Origin of the sequence: Prescottella agglutinans, assembly GCF_004011865.1 — a bacterium.
Lineage (GTDB): Bacteria > Actinomycetota > Actinomycetes > Mycobacteriales > Mycobacteriaceae > Prescottella > Prescottella agglutinans.
On the sequence record NZ_RKLP01000002.1, the window covers coordinates 372929 to 397428 of the forward strand.

The 24500-nt window shown below is 70.1% G+C and carries 22 protein-coding genes; 9 read left to right on the forward strand and 13 right to left on the reverse strand.

Annotated elements, in window-relative coordinates; genetic code table 11:
* Window positions 1-125: 125 nt before the first annotated feature.
* From lppU to EGT67_RS05750, 4 genes are all read right to left on the reverse strand, one after another.
* The gene (gene lppU, locus EGT67_RS05735; protein ID WP_127915309.1) at window positions 126-725 is read right to left on the reverse strand and encodes an LppU family putative lipoprotein; all 600 of its coding nucleotides are present in this window, start codon (window positions 723-725) and stop codon (window positions 126-128) included.
* Between the two features lie 178 nt (window positions 726-903).
* The gene (gene rsmA, locus EGT67_RS05740; protein WP_127915092.1) at window positions 904-1803 is read right to left on the reverse strand and encodes a 16S rRNA (adenine(1518)-N(6)/adenine(1519)-N(6))-dimethyltransferase RsmA; all 900 of its coding nucleotides are present in this window, start codon (window positions 1801-1803) and stop codon (window positions 904-906) included.
* Between the two features lie 29 nt (window positions 1804-1832).
* On the reverse strand, window positions 1833-2960 hold the full coding sequence (locus tag EGT67_RS05745) for a resuscitation-promoting factor (protein ID WP_127915093.1): 1128 nt from the start codon (window positions 2958-2960) through the stop codon (window positions 1833-1835).
* Window positions 2961-2969: 9 nt separating this feature from the next.
* Entirely contained in the window at window positions 2970-4097 is a 1128-nt protein-coding gene (locus tag EGT67_RS05750) for a resuscitation-promoting factor (RefSeq protein WP_127915094.1), read from the reverse strand.
* A gap of 200 nt (window positions 4098-4297) precedes the next feature.
* On the opposite strand from EGT67_RS05750, the gene EGT67_RS05755 reads away from it, so the two are divergent.
* The gene (locus EGT67_RS05755; protein WP_127915095.1) at window positions 4298-5290 is read left to right on the forward strand and encodes a pirin family protein; all 993 of its coding nucleotides are present in this window, start codon (window positions 4298-4300) and stop codon (window positions 5288-5290) included.
* A gap of 4 nt (window positions 5291-5294) precedes the next feature.
* Here EGT67_RS05755 and EGT67_RS05760 read toward each other — a convergent pair whose 3' ends face one another.
* Window positions 5295-6134: a TatD family hydrolase gene (locus EGT67_RS05760; RefSeq protein WP_127915096.1), complete on the reverse strand. Its 840-nt coding sequence runs from the start codon at window positions 6132-6134 to the stop codon at window positions 5295-5297.
* A gap of 20 nt (window positions 6135-6154) precedes the next feature.
* Between EGT67_RS05760 and metG the strand changes: the two genes are divergently transcribed.
* The 3 genes from metG to EGT67_RS05775 all read left to right on the forward strand — a co-directional run bounded on the left by metG (window position 6155) and on the right by EGT67_RS05775 (window position 10383).
* A complete protein-coding gene (metG, locus tag EGT67_RS05765) occupies window positions 6155-7729 on the forward strand; it encodes a methionine--tRNA ligase (protein ID WP_127915097.1) in 1575 nt (524 codons plus the stop codon).
* Window positions 7730-7775: 46 nt separating this feature from the next.
* The gene (locus EGT67_RS05770; protein WP_127915098.1) at window positions 7776-8990 is read left to right on the forward strand and encodes a DUF2786 domain-containing protein; all 1215 of its coding nucleotides are present in this window, start codon (window positions 7776-7778) and stop codon (window positions 8988-8990) included.
* 88 nt (window positions 8991-9078) lie between these two features.
* Complete coding sequence (locus EGT67_RS05775) at window positions 9079-10383, forward strand: aminodeoxychorismate synthase component I (RefSeq protein ID WP_127915099.1); 1305 nt, start codon at window positions 9079-9081, stop codon at window positions 10381-10383.
* Here the strand turns inward: EGT67_RS05775 and EGT67_RS05780 are convergent.
* Window positions 10304-14392, reverse strand: a complete 4089-nt coding sequence (locus EGT67_RS05780) for an nSTAND1 domain-containing NTPase (protein ID WP_127915100.1) — start codon at window positions 14390-14392, stop codon at window positions 10304-10306. The two genes, EGT67_RS05775 and EGT67_RS05780, sit on opposite strands and share 80 nt — an antisense overlap.
* A 346-nt stretch (window positions 14393-14738) precedes the next feature.
* On the opposite strand from EGT67_RS05780, the gene EGT67_RS25445 reads away from it, so the two are divergent.
* Window positions 14739-14867 (forward strand): hypothetical protein, encoded by a 129-nt coding sequence (locus EGT67_RS25445; protein ID WP_277750143.1) that lies wholly within the window; start codon window positions 14739-14741, stop codon window positions 14865-14867.
* A 66-nt stretch (window positions 14868-14933) separates the two neighbouring features.
* Here the strand turns inward: EGT67_RS25445 and rsmI are convergent, their stop codons facing one another.
* Complete coding sequence (gene rsmI, locus EGT67_RS05785; RefSeq protein ID WP_127915101.1) at window positions 14934-15773, reverse strand: 16S rRNA (cytidine(1402)-2'-O)-methyltransferase; 840 nt, start codon at window positions 15771-15773, stop codon at window positions 14934-14936.
* Window positions 15774-15796: 23 nt separating this feature from the next.
* Here rsmI and EGT67_RS05790 point away from each other — a divergent pair, with 23 nt between their 5' ends.
* Entirely contained in the window at window positions 15797-17356 is a 1560-nt protein-coding gene (locus tag EGT67_RS05790; protein WP_127915102.1) for a dolichyl-phosphate-mannose--protein mannosyltransferase, read from the forward strand.
* Window positions 17357-17410: 54 nt separating this feature from the next.
* The gene (locus EGT67_RS05795) at window positions 17411-18460 is read left to right on the forward strand and encodes a phosphatidylinositol-specific phospholipase C domain-containing protein (protein WP_206612292.1); all 1050 of its coding nucleotides are present in this window, start codon (window positions 17411-17413) and stop codon (window positions 18458-18460) included.
* A 12-nt stretch (window positions 18461-18472) separates the two neighbouring features.
* On the opposite strand, the gene EGT67_RS05800 is transcribed toward EGT67_RS05795, so the two are convergent.
* The 4 genes from EGT67_RS05800 to EGT67_RS05815 form a co-directional block, all read right to left on the reverse strand.
* Window positions 18473-20029, reverse strand: coding sequence for a BCCT family transporter (locus EGT67_RS05800; RefSeq protein WP_127915103.1), 1557 nt, complete (start codon window positions 20027-20029; stop codon window positions 18473-18475).
* Between the two features lie 93 nt (window positions 20030-20122).
* Window positions 20123-20551 (reverse strand): DoxX family protein, encoded by a 429-nt coding sequence (locus EGT67_RS05805; RefSeq protein WP_127915104.1) that lies wholly within the window; start codon window positions 20549-20551, stop codon window positions 20123-20125.
* A gap of 103 nt (window positions 20552-20654) precedes the next feature.
* Window positions 20655-21014, reverse strand: coding sequence for a GntR family transcriptional regulator (locus EGT67_RS05810; protein WP_127915105.1), 360 nt, complete (start codon window positions 21012-21014; stop codon window positions 20655-20657).
* A 43-nt stretch (window positions 21015-21057) separates the two neighbouring features.
* Window positions 21058-21744, reverse strand: coding sequence for an SDR family oxidoreductase (locus tag EGT67_RS05815; protein WP_127915106.1), 687 nt, complete (start codon window positions 21742-21744; stop codon window positions 21058-21060).
* 81 nt (window positions 21745-21825) lie between these two features.
* Here EGT67_RS05815 and arsC point away from each other — a divergent pair, with 81 nt between their 5' ends.
* Window positions 21826-22182 (forward strand): arsenate reductase (glutaredoxin), encoded by a 357-nt coding sequence (gene arsC, locus EGT67_RS05820; protein WP_421958099.1) that lies wholly within the window; start codon window positions 21826-21828, stop codon window positions 22180-22182.
* 8 nt (window positions 22183-22190) lie between these two features.
* On the opposite strand, the gene EGT67_RS05825 is transcribed toward arsC, so the two are convergent.
* The gene (locus EGT67_RS05825; RefSeq protein ID WP_164877490.1) at window positions 22191-23417 is read right to left on the reverse strand and encodes an arginine deiminase; all 1227 of its coding nucleotides are present in this window, start codon (window positions 23415-23417) and stop codon (window positions 22191-22193) included.
* A gap of 87 nt (window positions 23418-23504) precedes the next feature.
* Between EGT67_RS05825 and soxR the strand changes: the two genes are divergently transcribed.
* A complete protein-coding gene (gene soxR, locus EGT67_RS05830; RefSeq protein ID WP_127915108.1) occupies window positions 23505-23966 on the forward strand; it encodes a redox-sensitive transcriptional activator SoxR in 462 nt (153 codons plus the stop codon).
* Window positions 23967-23968: 2 nt separating this feature from the next.
* On the opposite strand, the gene EGT67_RS05835 is transcribed toward soxR, so the two are convergent.
* Complete coding sequence (locus tag EGT67_RS05835) at window positions 23969-24481, reverse strand: DUF2505 domain-containing protein (RefSeq protein ID WP_127915109.1); 513 nt, start codon at window positions 24479-24481, stop codon at window positions 23969-23971.
* Window positions 24482-24500 lie beyond the last annotated feature (19 nt).

Here is a 24500-nt window from a genome sequence, read left to right on the forward strand (position 1 = left end):
GGCATGCCGATACGAAAGTAGGAGCACTTCCGTACGAAAGGAGGAGACGCCCGTACGAACCCACCGGCCCACGAAACACGAACGGCCCGGAGGCAATTCCTCCGGGCCGTCGTCTCGGGACGGTGCTAGCTCACTGTCTCCGTACACACGGTGAAGCGCCGCTCGTCGTGGACGAAGCCGCCCTCCGAGCACTGCTCGACGTCCGTGACGCCCTCGATGATCTCGATGGCCCGTTCGATGTTCGGCGCGGACGGATCGTTGCAGTCCACGCGCTGCGGTTCGTCCTCGCCGTCGGGCATGCTCATGCAACCGCCCATCACCCAGTCGACGTCGAGGCACAGGGCGCCGCGCTCGCTGCCCCACTTGGTCTCGTAGTAGACCTGATCGACGTCCGCGGGGCACTGTGAGTTCTGCGCCGCCTTGGCGACGACCTTGTAGTTGGACTTGTCACTGCCGCAGGTGGCCTCGGCGATCGTTGCCGCATCCGACGTGCCGCCCAGTCGCACGCAGTCGCCGATCTCGACGTCGATGTCGACCGAACCTCCGCGGTCGCTCCCCGCCTGACCGGCCACCGTCGTGGGAGCCGCGCTGCTCGTGCTCGAGGAACTCGACCCGGAATCGGCAGCCGCCGGAGTGCCCTCCACCGAACCACCGCAACCGGCGACCAGCGCGGTCGCTGCCACCACCGACGCCACACCGATCGACCGGCACAGATATGCCCACATTCGCTTGTTCACAACAGTTTTCCTCGAAATCACAGCTCGACGGGATCGTTTCACGGCGACCTCCCCCGACAGAGACCGCCCGGTCCATTGTGGTCCAGAAGTCCGATCCGCACGAATCGAAGCCGTTCGGATCACAAATACGGGGCGAACCCCCCTGCCACGCAGGATGATCCGGGTATCAATCCGATTCCGGGATCGACGCGAGTCGCACGAAGGCGGCCGCGTCCAGCTTCTCGCCCCGGGTCGACGGTTCGATCCCGGCGGCGACGAGTCGCCGCTCCGCTTCGACGGGCGAGCCGGCCCAGCCGGCGAGGGCAGCGCGAAGAGTCTTGCGGCGCTGCGCGAATGCTGCGTCGATCACCGCGAACACCCGACGTCGGTGCGCGGCGTCCATCGGCCACGGCTCCTCGGTGTACCGGTCGATGCGCACCAGACCGGACTCCACCTGCGGCACCGGCCAGAACACCGCCCGCCCCACTGCGCCTGCACGTTTGACCGCACCGAAGAAGTTGGCCTTCACGCTCGGCACGCCGTACACCTTGTTGCCCGGCGTCGCCGCCAACCGGTCCGCGACCTCGGACTGCACCATCACCAGCGCGGTGCGCAGGCTCGGGAACTCCGCGAACAGGTGCAGCAGCACCGGGACGGCCACGTTGTACGGCAGGTTCGCGACCAGCGCCGTCGGCTCACCCGGGACGTCGTCGGGCATCACCCGCATCGCGTCGGCGCCGACCACCGTCAGCCGGTCCGCCAGTTCCGGCGCACGGTCCGCGACCGTCGCGGGCAGGCGCGCGGCCAGCTTCGGGTCGATCTCGACGGCCACGACCTTGTCGACGACGTCGAGCAGCGCCAGCGTCAGCGAGCCCAGCCCCGGACCGACCTCGAGCACCGTGTCCTGCGGGCCGACGCCGGCCGAGGCCACGATGCGGCGCACCGTGTTGGCGTCGTGCACGAAGTTCTGCCCGAGCTGCTTGGTGGGGCGCACCCCGAACTCTTCAGCGAGGGCGCGGACCTCGGCGGGGCCCAGCAGGGCGGCCTGTCCTCGCGGGTGGATGGGGGGCGGCACGGCGTCTGACACCTGAAGAACCTAACCCACGAGGCAAGCGGTCAGCGCAGGCCCAGCCTGCTGGTGCACGACGGCCACGCGCCCCAGCCCTGCGTCTCCTGCGTACGCGACGCGATCGCGATCTGCTCCTCGCGGGTCGCCAGGTCGGCGCGGGGCGCGTACTTGAGTCCGCCCTGACGCTCCCACGTGTTCTGGTCGAACTGCACGCCGCCGTAGAACCCGTTGCCGGTGTTGATCGCCCAGTTGCCCGTGGCCTCGCACTGCGCCAGCGCGTCCCACGTCGCGCCGTTCTGTACCGGCGGCACCTCGGTGCCCGGCTTGGCGCCCACCCGCACGACCCGCGGCTCCGGCGCAACCCTGACCACGGAGCCGACCGGCGTGCGCCCGGCCTCGACGCCGTTGACCGTCGTGACCTCGTACGTGACGTCCGCGACACCCGAGCGGCCCGCGTTCTCGACGACGGTGCGGCTCATGTTCATCGACGGATCCTCGATGCGCTGCTCCGGCGGGGCCACCGACTCGGTGACCACGCGTGTCTCCACCCGGCCCCGGGTCACGGTGATCTCCATGTTCTCCGTGAGCGGGGTGTCGGCGGCCGGGACGACGGTGTCGGCCTGCTCGAGCGGGGTCCCGTGCGCGGCGAGGAACTCACCGACCGTCGGAGCGGCCAACCGGACGTCGGTCGCCGCATTAGCGCCGTCGACCAGGCGGACGGTGCGCGGGTTGACCACGTCGAGGTCCGCACCCTCGAGCGGCAACCGCTGCGAACGCGACGCCGACACATGCACGTCCCCGGCGAGCCGGAACTGGTTCAGCGCCTCGTCGACCGTGAGCGCGGTGGTCCACACGCTGCGCTCCCGGCCGTCCACGGTGAGCGCAACCTCACGGCCGCGACGCAACACCACGGTGTCGCCGTCGTGCAGGTCCGAGTCCACCGCGGGCGCGACCGCGTCGTGCTCGCCGACCGAATAGCCTGCCGCCGCAAGCGCTCCGCTGACGTCCGACGACATCGTGCCGACCTGGATCAGGTCGCCGTCGACGTCGACGGTGACGGTCTTGTGCTGCGCGATCGCGGTCGCGCCGCCGACCGACAGGGTCGCAAGAGTCGCGGCCACCACGCCGTACATCAGCGGCGACCGACTCGTGTTGATCTTCGACAGGGGCGACATCGCGATTCCTTATCCGAGACCCAACTTGCTGGTGCAGCCGGGCCACGCACCCCAGCCCTGCGCCGCCTGGACCTTCTCTGCGACAGCGATCTGCTGTTCACGGGTGGCCAGGTCGGCACGCGGAGCGTACTGGGTGCCGCCGTACGCCTCCCACGTGCCCTGGTTGAACTGGAGGCCGCCGTAGTATCCGTTGCCGCTGTTGATCGCCCAGTTGCCCGTGGCCTCGCAGTGCGCGATCGAATCCCACACCGAGCCGTTCGCCACCGACGGCGCCGACGGCTTGGGCTTGGTGCCGACCCGCACGACCGTCACGGCCGGCTCACGCACCACCGACGACGACAGCTCCTGCCGATGCGTCTCCGCACCGTTGACCGTCGTCACCGACACCGTCACCGTCCGCTCCCCCGGCGCACCGGGGTTCTCGACAGTGGTCTTGCCCTGCTCGAGTTCCGGGTCGTCGACGCGATGCTCCGGGGCCGGGATCGGCTGGGTTTCGGTACGAGTCTCGGTGCGGTTGCGGGTCACGACGACCTCGAGGCCGTCGGTCAGCGGCGTCTCCGGCGCCGGCGTCACGGTGTCGGCCTGCTCGAGCGCCGCCTTCGTGACGGTCAGGAACTCGCCCACCGTGGGAGCGGCGACCCGCACCTCGACCGGCGGCGCGCCGCCGTCGGAGACCTTCACGGTCTTGGCGTTGAGGACGTCGAACTCCATGCCGTCGAGCGGGATGCGCTGGCCACGCGACGCCGACACGTACGCATCGCCGGCCAGACTCAGCTGGCGCATCGCGTCGTCGACCGTCAGGGCCGTCGTCCACACCGTCCGACGTTCGCCGTCGACCGTCAGCACGATCTCGCGGCCGCGACGCAGGACGACGGTGTCGCCGTCCGAGAGCTTCGCGTCGGCACCGGGAGCGACGACGTCGTGCTCACCGATCGGATAGCCGGCACTGTCCAGGATCGACCCGACATCCGTCCGCAACGTGCTGAGCGCGACGGCCTCGCCGTCGACGTCGAGGGTGATCGTCTTGTGCCGAGCAACGACCAGTCCGCCACCGGCGAGAAGCGTCACGAACAGGGCGGCGATCACGCCGTACAGCAGTGGCGACCTGACGGTGTTGATCCGACTGAGAGGAGACACGACACGTCCTGGGGCCGACGACAAGTTGATCACAGCACGGTAACGGTGGGTCTGCGATCTGGCAACCGCAACGTGTCGATCAGCACATATGCTGCAACAAACGTCTCGGCAACGCCGCTGGTCAGTCACGAATCGGTCACGGGCCCTTGGTCGTCGAATGTCCGGACGCTCACCCTGCGGGCACATGAAAGGGTGGGGCAATGAGCAACGTCGAAGCCGATCCGGTCGAGATCGAGTGCGAGCACGGACCCGACACACCCGTCTCCGGGCGACCGCTGACGGAGATCATCACGTCCCGGGAGGTGCCGCTCGGCGGACCCCGTGCGATGCCGGTGCGCCGCACCCTCCCGCAACGGCAGCGGTCACTGATCGGGGCGTGGTGCTTCGCCGACCACTACGGGCCCGACGACGTCGCGGTCACCGGCGGCATGGACGTCGCACCGCACCCGCACACCGGGCTGCAGACCGTCAGTTGGCTGTTCACCGGTGAGATCGAGCACCGCGACAGCAAGGGCGTGCACGCGATGGTCCGGCCCGGCGAGGTCAACCTCATGACCGGCGGCCGCGGCATCTGCCACTCCGAGGTCTCCACGCCGGACACGACGATCCTGCACGGCGTCCAACTGTGGGTGGCCCTGCCCGACGACGCCCGCGATGCTCCCCGCAATTTCGAGCACTACGTACCGCCGGTCGTGGCCTTCGAGGGCGGGTCTGCTCGGGTGTTCCTCGGCTCGCTGGCGGGATCCCGGTCCCCCGTCCACACCTTCACCCCTCTGCTCGGCGCGGAACTGACGCTCGAACCCCGGGCGCAGGTGCGCCTGGACGTCGACCCGGCGTTCGAACACGGCGCACTCGTCGACACCGGCGCGGTCCGCCTCGAGGACCTCGACCTCGCCCGCGCCGACCTCGGCTACGTCGGGATCGGCGCGTCGACGCTGACGCTCACGAACCTCACTGACGACCCGGCGCGCGTCGTGCTGCTCGGCGGCGAACCGTTCGGCGAGGAGATCGTGATGTGGTGGAACTTCGTCGGGCGCAGCCACGAGGAGATCGAGCGGTTCCGCGACGCCTGGCAGGCCGAGTCGGACCAGTTCGGGGCCGTCGAGGGTTACGCCGGTGCCGTGCAGCGACTGCCCGCGCCGCCGCTGCCGAACGCCCGGATCCGGCCGCGCAAGAACCCCCCGTCGGCCTGAGTGCTCAGTCGCGGCTGGGCAGCCGGTAGACGCGCTCGGCGTTCGCGGTCGACGCCTTCGCCAGCTCGGCGGGGTCGTCGCCGCGCACCTCGGCGAGCGCGCGCAGCGTGTACGGCAGGCAGTACGACTGGTTGGGCGCACCGCGGAACGGGTGCGGGGTGAGGTACGGCGCGTCGGTCTCGACGAGCAACTGGTCGGCGGGGACCAGCAGCGCGGCCTCGCGGAGTGCCTTGGCGTTCTTGAAGCTGACCGTGCCGGAGAAGCTGAGCACGTAGCCGGCGTCGACGCAGGCCCGGGCCATCGTCGCGTCGGACGAGAAGCAGTGGAAGATCACCGTGTCGGGGGCACCCTCGGAGTCGAGGACGCGCAGCAGGTCGGTGTCCGCTTCACGGTTGTGGATCATCAGCGGCTTGCCGAGGCGCTTCGCGAGGTCGATGTGCCAGCGAAAGCCCTCCTCCTGCTCGTCCGGCGTCGCGCAGCCGTCGAGCTTGCCGGGCCAGTACAGATCCAGGCCGGTCTCGCCCACCGCCACGACGCGCGGGTCGGACGCCAGACGCTCGATCTCCGCCCTGGTGGCGTCGTCGAGGGCGTTGGCCCGGGTCGGGTGGATCGCGACCGCCGCGAAGACGCGCTCGTCCCAATTCGCGGCGTCCACGGCGAACTGCGCGGCCGCCAGGTCGTCCGCCACCGTCACGATCCGCTCGACGCCGACCGACGCCGCGCGGTCGACGATCTCCCGCACACTCGCCGCATCCGTGGCACCGCACGCGTCGAGGTGCGTATGGGCGTCGACGAGCGGAAAAAGCGGCTCGGGCAGGTCCGGGGCGGGACGATCTTTGCTCACGTCGATAGAGTAGGCGCACCATGACTGTGCCTTCCTCGCCCGCCCAGCCCGCCCGTCCGCCGTTCTATCTGACGACGGCGATCGCGTACCCCAACGGCGTCCCGCACATCGGGCACGCCTACGAGTACATCTCGTCGGACGCGATCGCGCGCTTCAAGCGCCTCGACGGGTTCGACGTGTTCTTCATGACCGGCACCGACGAGCACGGCCTGAAGATGCAGCAGACGGCGGCCAAGGAAGGCATCGACGTCCGCGACCTCGCGACGCGCAACTCGGACGTGTTCCAGGCCATGGACAAGGTGCTGAACATCTCGTACGACCGGTTCATCCGCACGACGGACGCCGACCATCTCGAGGCCAGCAAGGCGATCTGGGAGCGGATGGTCGCGGCCGGCGACATCTACCTCGACACCTACTCGGGCTGGTACTCGGTCCGCGACGAGGCGTTCCACGCCGAGGAGGAGACGAAGGTCCTCGAGGACGGCACCCGGATCGCCACCGAGACCGGTACGCCGGTCGAGTGGACCGAGGAGTCGAACTACACGTTCCGGCTGTCGAAATACCAGGACCGCCTGCTCGCGCACTACGAGGAGAACCCGGACTTCATCGCGCCGTCCACGCGCCGCAACGAGATCCTCAGCTTCGTCAAGAGCGGGCTCAAGGACCTGTCGATCTCGCGCACCACGTTCGACTGGGGCGTCCCGGTGCCCGGCGACCCCGCGCACGTCATGTATGTGTGGGTGGACGCGCTCACCAACTACCTCACCGGCGCCGGCTTCCCGAACACCGATTCGGACGAGTTCGAGCGGTACTGGCCCGCGAACCTGCACATCATCGGCAAGGACATCACGCGGTTCCACACCGTGTACTGGCCGGCCTTCCTGATGTCGGCGGGCGTCGAACTGCCCAAGCGCGTCTTCGTCCACGGCTTCCTGTTCAACAAGGGCGAGAAGATGTCGAAGTCGGTCGGCAACGTCGTCGACCCGCTCGCGATGGTGGAGCAGTACGGACTCGACGCGGTCCGCTTCTTCCTGCTGCGCGAGATCTCGTACGGCCAGGACGGCAGCTACAGCCACGAGGCGATCGTCACCCGCATGAACACCGACCTCGCGAACGAACTGGGCAACCTGGCCCAGCGGTCGCTGTCGATGGTCGCGAAGAACTGCGACGCACAGGTTCCGACGCCGGGTGAACTCACCGACGACGACCGGGCGCTGCTCACGCAGGCCGACGCGCTGCTCGAGAAGGTGCGCGCCGAGTTCGACGTGCAGGCCCTGCACCTCGGACTCGAGGCGATCTGGCACGTGCTCGGCGAGACCAACCGGTACTTCTCGCAGCAGGAACCGTGGGTGCTCCGCAAGACCGATCCGGCCCGCATGGCGACGGTCCTCTACGTGACCCTCGAGGTGGTCCGCATCGTCGGCATCCTGGTCCAGCCGGTGATGCCGGGCTCGGCCGAGAAGATCCTCGACCTGCTGGGCCAGGCCCCCGAAGCCCGCGCCTTCGTCGACCTCGAGAACCGCATCGTCGCTGGTACGCCGCTGCCGAAGCCCGTGGGCGTGTTCCCGCGGTACGTCGAGGAGACCGACGCGTAGCTTTCGTTCCCAAAAGTTGTCGGTCCCCTCGTGCACACTGTCACGCATGGGGAGCAATAGAACATACTTTCGAACGCGCGACGCATTCGATCGGTTCGGATGCCCACCGCCGCCCCGGCATCGGTCGGCTGCCGGCCTCATGGCCGCCCTCGCCGATGCCTACGAGCGCGGCTGGCAGCCCGCCGACGTGATGCACGTGTCCCGGCGCGCACTCGGCGCCGGGACCGCGGCGACCGCCGCCGCGGCGGTGCTCTTCCAGGCACGCACCTGCGACACCGCGGACCGGGCCCCACGCGACTGGCGGGCGCAGCTCACCCGGATCGCGGACGGCGAACCCGACGCCGCCCGGTTCGCCGACGGGCTGGCGCCCCGCTGCGACCCCGACGACTTCGCCGCGGCCCTCGACGCCGTCGACTGGCAGATCGGGGTGCGCGACTGGGTCGACCTGACGGTGCTGTGGCTCGAGTTCCCTCGGCTGAACCAGCTGTGCGCACCGCCGTCCGCGTGGTCGCGCGTGCCGACGCAGCACGACGGCCCCGGCACCGAGGTCCCCGCCGCTGCCGTCGACCCCCGGGTCCTGGGCCGGATCCGCGGGCTCCTCGCTAAGGCCGAGGCAACCGAGTTCGTCGAGGAAGCCGAGACCTTCACCGCCAAGGCGCAGGACCTCATGACGCGGTACGCGATCAGCACCGCGCTGCTCGGCGGGAGCGCGCGGGCGTCCACCGCGGTCCACAGCCGCCGCCTCCACCTCGACAACCCGTACGTGCGGGAGAAGGTCCACCTGCTCACCGCGATCGGCGAGGCCAATCGCGTGCGAACGGTGTGGTTCGACCGGTTCGCGATCGCGACCGTCGTGGGCAGCCCACTCGACCTCGAACAGGTCGACCTGTTGTTCACGTCGCTGCTGGTCCAGGCCACTCGAGCGATGCAGGCGGCCGGCGCCCACGACGCGGGCACCTCCCGGACGGCGTCGTTCCGGAAGGCATTCCTGTTCGGATTCGCGGTACGCATCGGACAGCGACTCAAGGAGACGGACAGCCGCGCCACCGCCGAGGCGGCGGTGGACGCCGACGTGCGGATCGACGACCTGCTGCCGGTGCTGGCCGCGCGGTCCGCGGCCGTCGATGCCGAGTTCGAGCGGCTATTCCCGACCACCAGGGCATCCCGGAGTCGCGCCGTCGACGCCGACGGGTGGCACGCGGGGCAGTCCGCAGCCGACGACGCCTCGCTGTCACCGTCCGCACGAGCGATCCCCCGATGAGGTACCGGCCACACATCGGGTGCCGGCCCGATCGACGTCACCGCGGACCGATGCCGGTGCGGCCCGCACCTCATGGAAAGCTGGACCAATGCGGATCGAGCGGCTCGGAGACGGTGGCACCGCAGCCGACGTGTTCCGCGCACTGGCTCGACGGGCTCGGACGCGGCAGCTTCCCCCGCCGGCCGGCCTGACCGGACGCTGGTTCGGCACGGCCGCCGTGATCGCACCGAGCGTTCGGGCGACGCCGTGCGATCCCGCGACGGCATTCACGCCGCTCCCACTTCCCGAAACCGTCCCACGTGAAACACCGACACCGGACGGGCTGATCGTCGGCGGTGGATGGATCGGCTACCGCGCCTATCCCGACCGGACCGGGGCGCTGCCCGCCGCGGCCGGCGGCTGGACCGATCACGTCGTGCGGCTCGACGCGTCGGGCTGCTGGTGGTTCGAGAGTCTGCTCGACGAACCGTGCCCCGACGACATCGTCCGAGCGGTGTGCCGCCCGGACACATCTCCCCAGCCGTGGCACATCGAGTGGACCGAACCGGACCGGCACGCGCATCGCCGCGGCGTCGAGGACTGTCTCGACGCCATCTCCCGCGGCGACGTCTACCAGGCCTGCGTGTGTGCGCGGTTCCAAGGCGCAAGCTCGGGACTGCCCGCCGACTTCTTCGCCGACGCCGTCGAGCGGACCCGCCCCAGCCGCGCCGCCTTCGTGCAGGGGCCGTGGGGTGCCGTGGCGTCGCTGTCCCCCGAGGTGTTCCTCACTCGGCGCGGGGACACCGTCACGTCGAGCCCGATCAAGGGCACCCTCCCGCTCGGCGAGGACCCCGCGCTGCTCCGCGCCTCGGTCAAGGACGTGGCCGAGAACGTGATGATCGTCGACCTCGTCCGCAACGATCTCGGCCGGGTCGCCGAGCCGGGATCCGTCCGGGTGGCCGATCTGCTGCGGGTCAAGCCCGCCCCCGGCGTCTGGCACCTGGTCTCCACCGTCACCGCGACCGTCCCCGGCACCGTGGAAACCGAAGAACTGATCGACGCCGCCTTCCCGCCCGCGTCGGTGACCGGGTGCCCCAAACACTCCGCCCGACAACTACTCGCGCAGTGGGAACCGGAGCCGCGGGGCGTCTACTGCGGCACGGTCGGCATGCACAGCCCGGTCGCGGGTCTGGAACTCAACGTCGCGATCCGCACTGTCGAGTTCGAGCCCGGCGGCCGAGTGGGACTCGGCGTCGGCGGCGGCATCACGATCGACTCCGATCCCGCCGCCGAGTGGCAGGAATGCCTCGACAAGGCGCGCAGCATCGTGACGCTCACCGCGTCCCGCACGCATCCCGCCCCGACTCCGGCATCTCGAAGTGCGCCGGCCGATCCTGCGTCAGTTCCGAGGTAGCGGCACAGATCCGTCCCGTGATCGTGTCGGTGTCGAGTCGCCACATGCGCAGCACTCCGTCGCCGCCACCCGCGACCACCGTGTCGGTCCGCGGCATCGTCGTCACCTGCCAGCGCCCCCTCCCCAGAGTCGTCAAGGGGCCTCCGACAGCCTCGCCATTGGAGGCCACGCTCCACAACAGGACCGAGCCGTCGTCGCTGCCGCTGACGACATGGGACCCGTCCGCCGTGAACGCGACGCTGTACACCGTGCCGGTATGGCCCCGCAACGGTTCCGGACGCTGGTCGAATCCGCCGTCCGCGTCGCGATCCCACAGCAACAATGTGTGGTCGTCACTCGCGGTGACCATCGTCGAACCGTCCGGGCTGAACGCGACGGCGTTGACACCACCCTCGTGACCAGCGCCCCGCAGATCCCGCGGCACCGGCGCGGACGGAGTGGTGACGTCCCACGCCTGGATATCACCGTCGGCGCTGGCCACCACCAGCAGGTCGCCGCTCGGGCTGAACTGGGCGGTGCGCACCAGATTGCGCGGTCCGGTGAGGCTCCGGCCGTGGATGACGGGCGCCCGTGGATCCGAGACGTTCCACAACGCGACACTGAAGTCGTCGTCGCCGATCGCCAACGTCCTCCCGTCCGGGCTGAACGCAATCTCCCACGTGAACCGGGTCGCGGTGACGATGGCCGGCCCCAACGGAGTGGGCGCGGTCGGATCCTGAACATCCCACAACTGCACGTGCCCGCCGGAGGTCTGCGTGGTCGCCAGGATCCTGCCGTCCGGTGAGAGCGCCGCGACGTTCGCACCGCCGCGCGGTCGCGGCACGTCGATCGCCCCGACCTGGTCGAGGCGTCCCTCCGCGTCGACCGCCCACAGCCGCACCGCCGTGTCGTATCCGGCGGTCGCCAGCAGCGAACCGTCCTGGTTCAACGACGGCAGGGTCAACTGCGAATCCGACACCGGCACCGTGCCGGGCGCCAACGTCCAGACCCGGATGACCGAGTCCTGGCCGCCGGTGACGATCGCGCCCCCGTCCGGGGAGAGGGCGAGCGCGGGCACCCCGCCGCCGTTGCCGCTGAGCGCAGGCTTCATCTCGTGCAGGATGCGCGTCGCCGGGTCCACCGACCACAGTTTCGCGGTCCCGTCCCACGACGCGCTGGCGAGCGTCGCCCCGTCCGCCGCGAACGCGATGGTCCAGATACCGCCCGTGTGCGCCTGGACCGGGGTGTCGATCGGCCGGATCGCCGCGAGATCGGTGGTGTCGAACATCCTGATCAGCCCGTCGTCGCTGCTCGCGGCCAGGCTTCGACCGTCCGGGCTGAACGCGACCGAGTGCACGACGTCGTCGAAACCCGTCAGCTCACGCCCGATCTGGACGGGACGCGCCGGGTCGGCGATGTCCCACACCCGGACGGTGCGATCGTCGCTCGACGTCGCGAGGACCGAACCCCCACGGAACGACACCGTCCGCACCGCACCGGAATGGCCCTGCAACGTCCAGGACGGGAACCGTCCGGAGTCGGGGTCGGACGTGTCGACGAGGGTGACGGTGCCGTTGTCGTGCGGGACCGCGAGGAGTCGGCCGTCGGGGCTGAACCGCACGTTGTGCACGGCGCCGGGCGCCGACCGCTCGCCGTCGACAAGCGGACGCGGCGCCGCGCGGTCGGTCACGTCCCAGATCCACGTCGCGCCGTCGCCGCTGCCCGCAGCCAGGAGGCGGCCGTCGGGACTGAAGGACACCGATGCCATGTACTTGTCCGGACCGGTCAGGTCGGCACCCAACTGGACCGGGTCGGACGGATCGGTGAAATCCCACAGGCGCACCGTCCGGTCGTCGCTCGCCGTGGCGAGCGTGCGGCCGTCGGCCGAGATCGCCACCCCGTAGATCGGTCCGGTGTGGCCGGGCAGCGCGCGGGAGATCGGGGTGTTCTCGGTGGCGACCAGTCGGGAGAACGCGTCGTCGCTGCCGGGACGCATCTGCCACGCCGCGAGCGAGAGCTGCGCCGACGTCGTCGGGTCGTTGTCGCGCAGCGCGTCGGCCAGCGCCACGACCTGCTGGAACTGCGCCGCGCTGCGTTCGTTCTCGGCGCGGGACTTCGCGGCCAGGGCCATCACGCCCATCACCACCGCGACCACGGCGGAGAACGCGAGGGCCGCCATCACGCTCCGCTCCATCCAGGACTGGCGCCGAACCTGGCGGACGGACGCGTCCAGGAAGTCGACGGCCGCGGGCGTGAGCGAGGCGGCGACCGCGGGAATCCCGCCCTCGGCGGCGTCGGCGGAGCGGTCGGCACGCTTCGCGGCATGCTCGGCCAGCAGATCGAGACGACCGCGGTGATAGAGCAGGCTGTGATTACGCTCCGCGTCGTCCCAGTGCACGGCGTCGGTCTCGACCTGCTGCCGCAGCGCCGAGTAGGACCGATCCTCCTGGATCCAGCTCGCCAGCCTCGGCCAGGTGGCGATCACCGCGTCGTGGATCAGCTCGACGTCGTCGCCGTCGACGACGAGCACGCGCGCGTTGACGAAGTGGTCGACCACGCGCCGGCCGGCGCCGATGTCGGCACCCTCGAACGCGACGAGCTGCGCGAGCGTGCGACGGATCTTGACGTCGGTGCCCGTGCTGGTGACGTACACCAGGTGCACCAGCATCGCCCGCGCGAGGACACGACCGCGCTCGTCCAGTTGTTCCCAGGCCTGCTCGGCGGCCGCGGCGACGGAGCCGAGCACACCGCCGGTGCCGCGGTAGTTCGCGATCGTGAGCTGGCCGCCCCGGCGACGCTCCCACATCGTGTCGAGCAGGTACGAGACCAGCGGCAGCACGGTGCCGCTCCCCTCGGGCGGCACGGCGTCACCGCCGTCGGACGGGTTGGGGGACGCGGCCGTGAGCACGCCGAGGTCGTTGAGGATCAGGTCCACCAGACCGGGCTCGAGCTTCAAGCCGATCATCCGAGCCGGCTGGGTGATCACCTCGACGACGTCCTCACGCAGCAGCGGCGCGACCGCCTTGCTGCGCTGTTCCAGCGCACGAGCGAGCACCGGGTAGGCGAGGGCCTGCGCGTAGAAGTCCGAGCGCATGGTCGCGACGACGGACGGTGTCTCGGACGGCTCGTGGCCGAACCGGGCGGTCGCCGCGAAATCGAGCACCGCGAGGAACCGCGTCCGCTGGTCCGAATCGGTGCACTGGGTGAAGAGTTCCTCGATCTGGTCGACGACCAGCAGCACCTGGGAGGCGCCCAGCCTGATCGCGGCCTCGCGAAGCGCGAGGTCGATCTGCTCGTGGTCCGGCGCCGCGACACACTTCTCCAGCTCCGGCACGGCCGCGACCAGGGCGTCGAGCGGGTTCGCGCCGGGCGCGAACACGATCGGCGCGAACGCGGTCCGGCCCTCGCTGCGGTCGTGTCCGCGCAGTTCGGGGATGACGCCGGCCTGCACGAGCGACGACTTGCCCACGCCCGAGGCGCCGGTGACGATCACGAGGCCCTGCCCCTGCGCCGCGAGCACTGCGGCGACGAGGGCACTCACGCTCTGGCGTCGACCGAAGAACAGCCGCTCGTCCTTCTCCCGATAGGGGGCGAGTCCGCGGTACGGCCGCACGCCCGCGGGGAGGGCCGGGACGATCGGCTCGGCGCTGCCACCGGCGGTCCGCGCGGCGGGGACCGCGTTGGCGCTGCGCCACCACGCCTCCCACTGCCGCATCGAGAACAGTCCGTCGGTGGGAGGCTGACCGACATGGAGTGAGCGCGCCATGCGGATCAGCACGGCGAGCACCGGACGCACGGAATCGAACGTGGCGGGCATCCGCTTGCCCGAACGCCAGTCGCTGATGCGTTGGACCGACGCCGGCTTCTCCCCGCCCATCGAGCGCGTCAGGGTCGCGGCTTCGGAGACCACCTTCTTCAGCGGTGGGCCGCCCGCGGTCGCGAAGAGGAGCCGCAGTTGGTCGGCGAAGAACAGCCGTGCCTGCGATCCCGACTGCCCCGCGTCCGGCGTCTGTTCGGTCTCGGACGTCATCGCCCGCGTCCCCTCCTTCCGTCCCCGACTGGTTGGCCCGATTCGTGTCGATTCCGCCCCTCAGCCGACGACGTAGGCGGCGTAGAGGACCCCTCGAATTCCGCTGCGGATTAATTCCTCACCGCCTGCGAACTGCGATGATAGCGCTTCGTGCGGACTCGTCGGTTTCTGAGTTCGGCGAAGCGGGGCAAAGTCGACATCGACGCACAACGGCCCCGGCCGGCGGCGCGGTTGCCGGTAGGGGCTGGAGACAGACGAGGGGTAGTCCCAACCGGCACACGCCACCGAGGAGGAGCGCGCGATGATCGAAAGAGCGACGAAGTTGACGGCGAGAACACCGCCGGCAGTGGCAGCTGCTCTCGTGATCGCGGCGACTGTGGGGCTGATGGTGCTGTTGGGTGCGGCCCCCGCCGATGCGGCCGCGAACCCGCCGGGTGGGGCTTCGATCTCGGTCGAAGCCCCCACCCGCGGGTGAGTCGTTCGACGGGGGTCGGCGGGGGCCGGCAACCGTCGGCGATTTTTTGTCCGGACGCGCCGGGCGTCAGTCCCGACGCGTCGCGAGCACCGTCTCGTACAACTCTCGCTTGGACACGCCCAGCGACTTCTCCGCGGCGACCTGAGCGCACGCGTCCTTGAGCCGGACGCCCTCGGCGACGAGACGCTCCACCTCCCCCACGAGATCCTCGGGATCAGCCGAGACCGGCTGCGCGCCCTCGAGGACAACCGTGATCTCGCCTCGGGCACCGTCGACCGCCCACTCGGCCAGCTCCGCGAGCGTGCCGCGGCGCACCTCTTCGTACGTCTTCGTCAGCTCCCGGCAGACCGCGGCGCGCCGATCCCCGCCGAGCACGTCCACTGCGTCGGCGAGGCAGGCCGCCAGCCGGTGCGGCGCCTCGAAGAACACGCACGCCCGCGGCTCGGTCCGCAGGGCCTCCAGCCAGGCGCGGCGCTGCCCCGCCTTGCGCGGCGGGAACCCATCGAAGCAGAACCTCTCGACTGGCAGCCCGGACAACGCCAGCGCCGTCGTGACCGCGGACGGCCCGGGCAGGCACGTCACCGGCAGATCCTTCTCGACGCACGCCGCGACCAACCGGTAGCCGGGGTCGCTCACCGACGGCATCCCGGCGTCCGTGACGAGCAGGACCGTCCGGCCCTCCTCGAGGTCCGTGAGCAGTGCGGGCAGCCTGCTGACCTCGACCTGGTCGTAGAAGCTCACCACCCGACCGGTGATCGTGACCCCCAACGCGGCCGCGAGCGCCTTGGTGCGACGGGTGTCCTCCGCGGCGACGACGTCGGCGGATCCGAGCGCGCTGCGCAGGCGATCGGAGGCATCACCGATGTCACCCATCGGAGTTGCGGCGAGGACGAGGCGACCAGTCATGGGTGACAGCCTACGATCGACTCGTGACCCAGCTGACGGACGATCGTCCCGTGCCGTCGTCCGGCAGTGGCCGACTCGTGAGCCCGGCGCCGCTCGCCCCCGCCCCGGACTTCGGCCCGACCGATCGGCGACGTGGCTGGATCGTGACGGCGATCGTGACCGCGCTCGCCGCGATCACCCGGTTCACGATGCTGAACTACCCCACCGACGCGGGCACCCCGGTCTTCGACGAGAAGCACTACGCCCCGCAGGGCTGGCAGGTGCTCACCGGCGGCGGCATCGAGGACAACCCCGGCTACGGGCTGGTGGTGCATCCCCCGGTCGGCAAGCAGTTGATCGCGATCGGCGAGGCCCTGTTCGGCTACAACGCGTGGGGCTGGCGGTTCGCGTCGGCGATGGCGGGGACGATCCTGGTGCTGCTGGTCGTCCGCATCGTGCGCCGCATGACCCGGTCGACGCTGATCGGCGCCATCGCCGGCCTGCTCCTGATCGTCGACGGCGTCACGTTCGTCTCGTCCCGGCTCGGGATGCTCGACATCTTCCTGGCCCTGTTCACCGTCGCGGCGCTGGGCTGCCTCGTCGTCGACCGCGACCAGGTGCGCGAGCGGATGGCCCGGGTGCGGGCGGAGGGGCGCATCGACGTCACCGACTTCGGGCCCAGACTCGGTGTCCGGTGGTGGCGTTTCGGCGCGGGCATCATGCTCGGGCTGGCGTGCGGCACCAAGTGGTCCGGCATGTACTTCATCGCGTTCTTCGGACTCATGTGCGTGGGCTTCGACATCGCGGCCCGACGCGCGTACGGGGTGCGCCGGCCGTGGGTCGGGACGGCGATCCGTGACATCGGCCCGTCGCTGTACGCGCTCGTCGCGGTGCCGTTGATCGTGTATCTCGGCACGTACGGTGCCTGGTTCGCGAGCGAGACCGGTGTGGACCGGCACGCGGTGGGCAATCAGATCGGCGCGGGCGGGCCGTTCTCCTTCGTGCCCGAGGCGCTGCGGTCGCTGTGGTACTACAGCGCGAAGGTGCTCGAGTTCCACGCGGGGCTCACCAATTCGGCGGGCAACCACCACCCGTGGGAGTCCAAGCCGTGGACGTGGCCGATGGGCCTGCGGCCGATGCTGTACTACTACGCCGAGGGCGATCACGTGTCCGGCTGCGGCGGGCCCAGCTGCGTCAAGGCGGTCATGTTGATCGGCACGCCCGCGATGTGGTGGCTGGCGGTGCCGGTGCTCGGCTGGGCGTTGTGGCGAACGTTCGTGAGCCGCGACTGGCGGTACGCGACCGTGCTCACCGGGTACGCCGCCGCGCTGCTGCCGTGGTTCGTGACGCTGGACCGGCAGATGTACTACTTCTACGCGGTCGCGCTCGCCCCGTTCTTCGTGATGGCGATCGCGCTGATTCTCGGCGAGATTCTGGGAACCGTGAGGGATTCGGCCGAGCGGCGCGGCACCGGACTGCTCGCGGTGTGCCTGTACGTGGGGCTCGTGGTCGCGAACTTCGTGTGGCTGTGGCCGATCCTCACGGCGATGCCGATCACCCCGGAGATGTGGCAGCGGGAACTGTGGCTGCCGAGTTGGCGCTGACCCCGCTCCGTGAAAGGCGTCCGGACGTGCCCGCGTGTGGGTAGTGTGCACCGGATGCCCAGAACGTCTCTCGCGGCAATCGCGACGACCGCACTCGCCGTGCTGACCGTGCTCGTACCCGCAACGGCGCAAGCCGATTCCGGTCCGGGGGCGCCACGCTACTCGGACGTGACGTCGGTGGGTGTCCACAACACGTTCGAGAAGCAGCGCTACCCGTTCCTCACCGATGCCCTCGATGCCGGGGCGGGCCTGATCGAGCTGGACGTGTGGACCAACGCCGCGGGCCCGGATTGGCGTGTGTCGCATTCGAACCCGGTCGCGAACGACAACAACTGCGCGGGCGCGACCTCTCCGGCACAGTTGCGGACCGGTCCGCGCGACCAGTTCCTGGGTGGCTGTCTGGACGATCTGCGGACGTGGCACGACGCGAACCCGGACCATCCGCCCGTCGTGGTGAAGGTCGAGATGAAGGACGGGTTCACCGCGCCGCTCGGTCGCGGTCCACGGGAGTTCGACGCGCTGGTGCGCAGCCATCTCGGGGATGCGGTGTTCGGGCCCGCCGATCTGCTCGCCCACGGTGGGCCGGGCGCCGCGACGCTCGACGACGCCGTGCGCACCGCGGGTTGGCCCGCGGTGGACGCGCTGCGCGGGAAGTTCCTGTTCGAACTGATCCCGGGGACCGTGCAAGAGGTCAATCCGCTCGACACCTGGTGGATCGACCGCGCCTACGCGACGCACCTCGCGGACCTCGCCCGGGTCGACGGTGTGGGCCTGGCGAGCGCGTTCCCCGCGGTGCACAAGGCGCAGGCCGGCGATCCGCGCGTGCGTTACGACGAGGCCCTGCGGCCGTGGTTCGTGGTGTTCGACGGCGACGCGACGGCGTTCACGGGCGGCGACATCGACACCGAGTGGTACCGCGACAACGGCTACCTGGTGGTCATGACCGACGCGCACAAGGTGGCTCCGGCGCTCGACCCGGTCGCCCCCGACGAGGCGGGCGCGCGGGCGCGGGTCCTCGAACTCGCGGGCCGGTCGGCGTCCGTCGTCTCCACCGACTGGACGCCGCTGCCCCGGATCCTGTCGATGGTCACCGACCGCGGCTGACCGGTCGGCGCGTCACGTCCAGCGACTGCGGGCCCGCACCGACAGACGTCGTTCCTTGCGCTCGGCGAGGATCATCGGGTCACGCGACAGATCCCGGTACAGCGAGATGCTAAGCCCGATCATGACGATCACGAACGGCGCGGCCGCGATGATCGTCATGGTCTGCAGCCCGTTGAGCGCGTCGGCGCCGCCGGTCCACAAGATCAAGGCCGCGACGCCGCCGGTGAGCAGGCCCCAGAAGACGACGACCCAGCGGGCCGGCGCGAGCGCCCCGCGCTGCGACAGCGTGCCCATCACCATGGAGGCGGCGTCGGCGCCGGAGACGAAGAAGATCGCGACCAGCACCATGACGATGACGGTCGAGAGCCCGAACAGCGGCAGGTGCTCGAGCATGCCGAACAACTGGCTCTCGGTGGTGTCGCGGCCGGCGAGGTCGATGCCCTCCTGTTGCTCGTTGATGCCGGCGCCGCCGAACACCGAGAACCAGAGCAGGCTGACGAGACTGGGGATCAGGATGACGCCGACCACGAACTGCCGGATGGTGCGGCCGCGGCTGATCCGGGCGAGGAACATCCCGACGAACGGGGTCCACGAGATCCACCACGCCCAGTAGAAGATCGTCCACGACGAGAGCCACTCTCCGGTGGCCGGATTGCTCGACGCCGCCGTCCGCGCGGACATCATCGCCAGGTCGGCCGCGTAGTTGCCGATCGTGGCGGGCACGAGGTTGAGGATCATCACCGTCGGCCCCAGCACGAAGACGAACACCGCGAGGGTGAGCGCCAGCACCATGTTGATGTTCGAGAGCCACTGAATGCCCTTGGCCACTCCGGACACCGCGGACGCGACGAAGGCAAGGGTGAGCACCGCGACGACGGCGACCAGGAGGAAGGTGCCGACCTCGCCCATCCAGCCGACGACCTCGAGTCCGGAACCGATCTGCAGCGCTCCGAGCCCGAGGGACGCGGCGGTACCGAACATCGTCGCGAAGATCGCGAGGATGTCGATGACCCGGCCGATCGGCCCCTCGCTGCGCCGGCCGAGCAGCGGGAAGAAGGCCGCGCTGATCAGCTGCGGGCGTCCACGACGGTAGGTGCCGTAGGCGATCGCCAGTCCCATCACCGCGTAGATCGACCACGGGTGCAGGCTCCAGTGGAACATGGTGGTGGCCATGGCCGTTCCGATACCGCCGTCGGTGCCGGGCGGCGGGGTGACGAAGTGTGCGAGGGGTTCGGCGACACCGAAGAACATCAGTCCGATGCCCATGCCCGCGCTGAACATCATCGCGATCCAACTGACCGTGGTGAATTCGGGTTTCTCACCGTCCTTGCCGAGCGGGATCCGCCCGTAGCGGCTCGCCGCCAGCCACAGCGTGAAGATCACGAAACCGGAGGCGGCGATGACGAACAGCCAGCCCATGTTCGTGACCAGCCAGTCGAGCATGTCCCCGGTGACCGACTCGAGATTGTCGGGTGCGGCCAGTCCCCACACCAGGATGGCGGCGACCGCACCCGCGGCGACGCCGAACACCACACGATCGGTCCGGGACACCTCGCGCGTGCCTGCCATTCCTCACACGCTGCTCATCTTCAGGGACAAAAGCAAGCACCCGAACGCTCGTGGCGGCGTCCGGGTGCTCGCGTGCGACCTGGCGTTGCGCGGTTATGCCGCGGACAGGATGCGCGAGTTCTTGCCGACGAAGGCGTCGACGCTGACCCGGCCTGCACCGACTCCCGCGATGAGCAGCGACGCGACGCCGAGGGCGACGACCAGCTCGTAACCGCCGTCGCCGACGAAGACGCCGTTGCCGACGTGGACGAAGAAGAACGCCCCGAGCATGTTCAGGAACAGCAGGACACCGGCGATGCGGGTGGCGAACCCGATGAGCAGCGAGATGCCGCCGACGAGCTCGATCGTGGCGGCGACGATCGCCGAGACGTCGGCGAGCGGAATGTCCATGCCGGCGAACGCGGCCTGGGTGCCGTCGATGCCCCAGTCGAAGAACTTCTGCCAGCCGTGGGCGATGAAGACGACGCCGATACCGACGCGGGCGATGAGCAGGGTGGCGTCACGGAATGCCGTGGAGTTCATGAGAGGCCTCAGGGTGGGATCGGGATGGGATTCGGACGCACGGGACCGCGCCCTCGGATGCCTCCACTGTGACAGGTTTAAGTTGAAGCGTCAACTAAACGGTTCACGCGCCCTTGAGCGCGGTCGCGACGAACGCGGCCGCGTCCTCGTCGGACATTCCCAGCCGCCGCACCGTCGCGACGTACTCCGACGCCGCCCGTTGCGCCTTGGTCCGCGTCGGATCTCCGGTCGCCGCGATGAAGGAACCGAGCCGGCCGCGGGTCTCGATCACCCCGAGCTGCTCGAGTTCGCGATACGTGCGGGCCACCGTGTTGGGCGCGATCCCCAGATCGGCGGCCAACTTGCGCACCGTCGGAATCTTGGTGCCCGCGACCAACTCCTCGTTGCGAACGAGTTCGAGGATGCGGATCCGCAACTGCTCGAACGGCGGTGTCGCAGCGTCGTGGTCGATCTCGATCTCCACCGGCGTCCCCGTTTCGTCGTCCTTGCTGATCCGGCCCGTGAACTCACGGTATCGCGGCGACGGCGTCCGGGATCGGAATCGAGCCCTGCGTGAGCATCAAAGTGCGGCCCACCGCCCGGGGTGTGCGGCCGTCCGCGCCGGAATCGAGCAGAGCCGCGATCACCGCGGCGACGTCGGCTCGCGGCACCGTGCCGCGCTCGAGCGGCGGCTCGGTCAGCGCCACCTCCCCGGTGGGCTCGTCGTCGGTGAGGCCGCCGGGCCTCAGGATCGTCCAGTCCAGGCCGTCCCGGCCGCGCAGATCCTCCTCGGCCGCCGACTTCGCGATCAGGTACGCGGCGAACACCTCGTCGGTACCCGGCGGAACCGGTTCCCCCGCCCCGAACGAGCTGACCTGCACGAACCGCCGAACCCCGGCACGTTCGGCCGCGTCGGCCACGAGCACCGCCGCACCGCGGTCGACGGTGTCCTTGCGCGCCGCACCGCTCCCGGGTCCGGCACCGGCCGCGAACACCACGGCGTCGGCACCGCGGAGCAGTTCGGCGACCTCGTCGGCGGTCGCCTGCTCGAGGTCCACGAGCACTGGAAACGCCCCGAGCGCCCGGACCGGGCCCTCGTGGTCGGGATTGCGGATGAGCGCCACCGCCCGGTCCCCCGAGGCGGTGAGCAGCTTGATCAGGTGCCGGGCGATCTTCCCGTGCCCGCCGGCGATGACGACGCGTCGATCGGTCATGGTGGACTCCTCACACTGGTTTCGACATGACGTGTCCGCTCCCTGCCATTGTCCCCGTGCACAATGACTTGCATGGCAGGCATGAACGAGACCGCGAAAACCGCAACGATCTACCACAACCCGCGCTGCAGCACGTCGCGGAACACCCTGAAGCTGATCGAGGACGCCGGAATCGAGCCCACGATCGTCAAGTACCTCGAGACGCCGCCGTCGCACGACGGACTGCGCAAGCTCCTCGACGACGCCGGCCTGCGCCCCAGCGAGGCCATCCGCAAGAAGGAGGCCCTGTTCAAGGAACTCGGGCTGGCGACGGCGTCGGAGGACGAGCTGCTCGACGCGATGGTCGTCAACCCGATCCTGATCGAACGCCCCATCGTGGTGACCGATCGCGGCACCGTGCTGGCGCGCCCCTACGAGAAGGTGCGCGAGATCCTGTAGTTCGCCGGTCAGGCCAGCGGATCGCGTGCAAGTGGACACGACATGCATCGCGGTCCGCCCCGGCCCGACCCCAGTTCGGACCCGGAGATGCGCAGCACCTCGATGCCCGACGCCTCCATCCGGGCGTTCGTCTCGACGTTCCGCTCGTAGGCCACTACGACTCCCGGCGCCAGCGCGAGGGTGTTGTTGCCGTCGTCCCACTGCTCGCGCTCGGCGGTGACGTGGTCGAGTCCGGTGTCGATCACCCGGAGCTTGCCGATGCCCATCGCCGTCGCCGCGGCCTCCAGGAACGGCTCCGGCCCGCCGATGCAGACGAGCCCGTCCTCGCGTCGGATCGTGTACGCCGACAACGTGTCCCGCACCGCGGGATACATCACCACGGCGTCCGAGTCGACCATGGTGAGCACCGTGTCGAGGTGCATCGACGCGCGCCGCTGCTCGATCGGCACCGCGAGCACCGTGTGCGCGAGACCGTCTTCGAAGACGCTGCGCGCCAACGCTTCCGCCCCCGCCGGCGTGGTCCGCTCCCCCACCCCCACCGCGATCACCCCGGGCGCGAGGAGCAGGACGTCGCCGCCCTCGACCGGCGCCGTGTGCGATTCGTACGCCCGGCGCACCCCCCGGAATCGTGGATGGTGCGCGTAGATCAGGTCGGTCAGCGACGCCTCGCGCACCCGCGCCGGCAGCGCGAGCGACGTGATCGCGACGCGACCGCCTACCCAGAACGACGAATCGCGCGTGAACAGCAGATTCGGCAACGGGTCGATGACGAAGTCGCCACCGTGGTGCATCAGCCGAACCAGTGACGGCGTCGCGGCACCGGTACCGATCGGCAATTCGTCGAACGTCATGCCCGACGTGAGAATCGTGGCCAGTTCGTCGGCGGGGACACCGCGCAGGTGCGCGGCCAGGTCCTGCGCCAGCGCGTGCCCGAGCTTGCGCGGATCGACCGCGGCCGAGATGCCCTGCATGCGTGCCGCACCGCTGGTCGTCAGGGTTTCGGTGAGCACGTCGGCCAGCAGCAGCACCTCGACGCCGTGGCGGCGGAGCAGGTCCGCGAACGCGTCGTGCTCGTCCTGTGCGCGGTCCACCCACGGCAGCCCGTCGAACAGGAGTTGGTCGTTGTTGCGGGGCGTGAGACGCCTGAGTTCGTCGCCGGGGCGGTGCAGCAGGACCGACCGCAACGTGCCCACCTCGGTGTCAACACCGAGCCCCGGGGCCTCCCGCACGCTCATGGGTAAACGGTAGTCCCGCGCCGCGCGGTGGGCACCTCGCAATCCTCGACTATTGTCGAGGTTGCCGGCTCGAGAAAGGCGGACGACGTGGACAAGCCGGACTGGCACACCAAGGAGCTCACCCCCGGGCAGCTGTCCGAGCGGAGCGGGGTGGCGGTATCGGCGCTGCACTTCTACGAACGCGAGGGCCTCATCTCGAGCCGCCGCACCAGCGGCAACCAGCGGCGCTACAAGCGCGACGTCCTCCGCCGGGTCGCGTTCATCCGGTTGTCGCAGCGCGTCGGCATCCCGCTCGCCGAGATCCGCGACGCCCTCTCGACCCTGCCCGACGGCCGCACCCCGACCCGCAGCGACTGGGCCCGCCTGTCGAGCCGCTGGCACGCCGACCTCGACCGACGGATCGAGCAGTTGATCCGGCTCCGCGACGACCTCACCAACTGCATCGGCTGCGGATGCCTGTCACTGGCGAGCTGCACCCTGGCCAACCCGCACGACGAACTCGGCACCGAGGGCCCGGGGGCACGCGTCATCGACGTCGACCTGGACTGACGTCACGCCCCGTCCCCGTCGAGGCGGCGCTGCGCCGCGACGCGGTCGCGCTCGACCATCTGGGACACCATCTGCCGCGCCAGCAGTTCGATCTGTCCACCAACCAGTGGGACGCGCACGGTGATCGTGCCGCGCACGTCGAGCACCGCCCCTGCGCCGTTCGGCCGCAGCGCATACTCGCCGTCGATCGCGACGGGGATCCCGGTGGAGCGTCCGGTGACCCGTCCCGCCGCCCTACCGCCGTCGACCGGGCACCACACGTCGGTCCGCTCCATCCGCATCTCGCCGCGAATCACCTTGCGCACCAATGCCGGAAAGTTGTCCGGGTCGACCGTTTCGGTCATCGTGACCGTCACCACCGGAGGCCCGTCGCCGTCGGCCTCCTCGCCGACCTGCACCACTGCGCGCGACTCCGCGGCCACGCGCGAGCGCCAATAGTCCTCGTCGGTCAGCAGTGCGTGCACACGCTCGACGGGATGATCGAACTCGGCCGAGAACTCGAAACGCTTCGGCATGGTGCCGACGGTACCGGAC

What these genes read in the sequence shown, in the direction of transcription:
- EGT67_RS05755 (WP_127915095.1), top strand. Translation starts at nt 4,298, where the DNA reads ATGAGCAACGTCGAAGCCGATCCGGTCGAGATCGAGTGCGAGCACGGA.
- arsC (WP_421958099.1), top strand. Translation starts at nt 21,826, where the DNA reads ATGAACGAGACCGCGAAAACCGCAACGATCTACCACAACCCGCGCTGC.
- metG (WP_127915097.1), top strand. Translation starts at nt 6,155, where the DNA reads ATGACTGTGCCTTCCTCGCCCGCCCAGCCCGCCCGTCCGCCGTTCTAT.
- EGT67_RS05775 (WP_127915099.1), top strand. Translation starts at nt 9,079, where the DNA reads ATGCGGATCGAGCGGCTCGGAGACGGTGGCACCGCAGCCGACGTGTTC.
- EGT67_RS05835 (WP_127915109.1), bottom strand. Translation starts at nt 24,481, where the DNA reads ATGCCGAAGCGTTTCGAGTTCTCGGCCGAGTTCGATCATCCCGTCGAG.
- EGT67_RS05825 (WP_164877490.1), bottom strand. Translation starts at nt 23,417, where the DNA reads ATGAGCGTGCGGGAGGCCCCGGGGCTCGGTGTTGACACCGAGGTGGGC.
- EGT67_RS05780 (WP_127915100.1), bottom strand. Translation starts at nt 14,392, where the DNA reads ATGACGTCCGAGACCGAACAGACGCCGGACGCGGGGCAGTCGGGATCG.
- lppU (WP_127915309.1), bottom strand. Translation starts at nt 725, where the DNA reads ATGTGGGCATATCTGTGCCGGTCGATCGGTGTGGCGTCGGTGGTGGCA.
- EGT67_RS05770 (WP_127915098.1), top strand. Translation starts at nt 7,776, where the DNA reads ATGGGGAGCAATAGAACATACTTTCGAACGCGCGACGCATTCGATCGG.
- rsmI (WP_127915101.1), bottom strand. Translation starts at nt 15,773, where the DNA reads ATGACTGGTCGCCTCGTCCTCGCCGCAACTCCGATGGGTGACATCGGT.
- EGT67_RS05800 (WP_127915103.1), bottom strand. Translation starts at nt 20,029, where the DNA reads ATGGCAGGCACGCGCGAGGTGTCCCGGACCGATCGTGTGGTGTTCGGC.
- EGT67_RS05795 (WP_206612292.1), top strand. Translation starts at nt 17,411, where the DNA reads ATGCCCAGAACGTCTCTCGCGGCAATCGCGACGACCGCACTCGCCGTG.
- EGT67_RS05805 (WP_127915104.1), bottom strand. Translation starts at nt 20,551, where the DNA reads ATGAACTCCACGGCATTCCGTGACGCCACCCTGCTCATCGCCCGCGTC.
- EGT67_RS05745 (WP_127915093.1), bottom strand. Translation starts at nt 2,960, where the DNA reads ATGTCGCCCCTGTCGAAGATCAACACGAGTCGGTCGCCGCTGATGTAC.
- EGT67_RS05815 (WP_127915106.1), bottom strand. Translation starts at nt 21,744, where the DNA reads ATGACCGATCGACGCGTCGTCATCGCCGGCGGGCACGGGAAGATCGCC.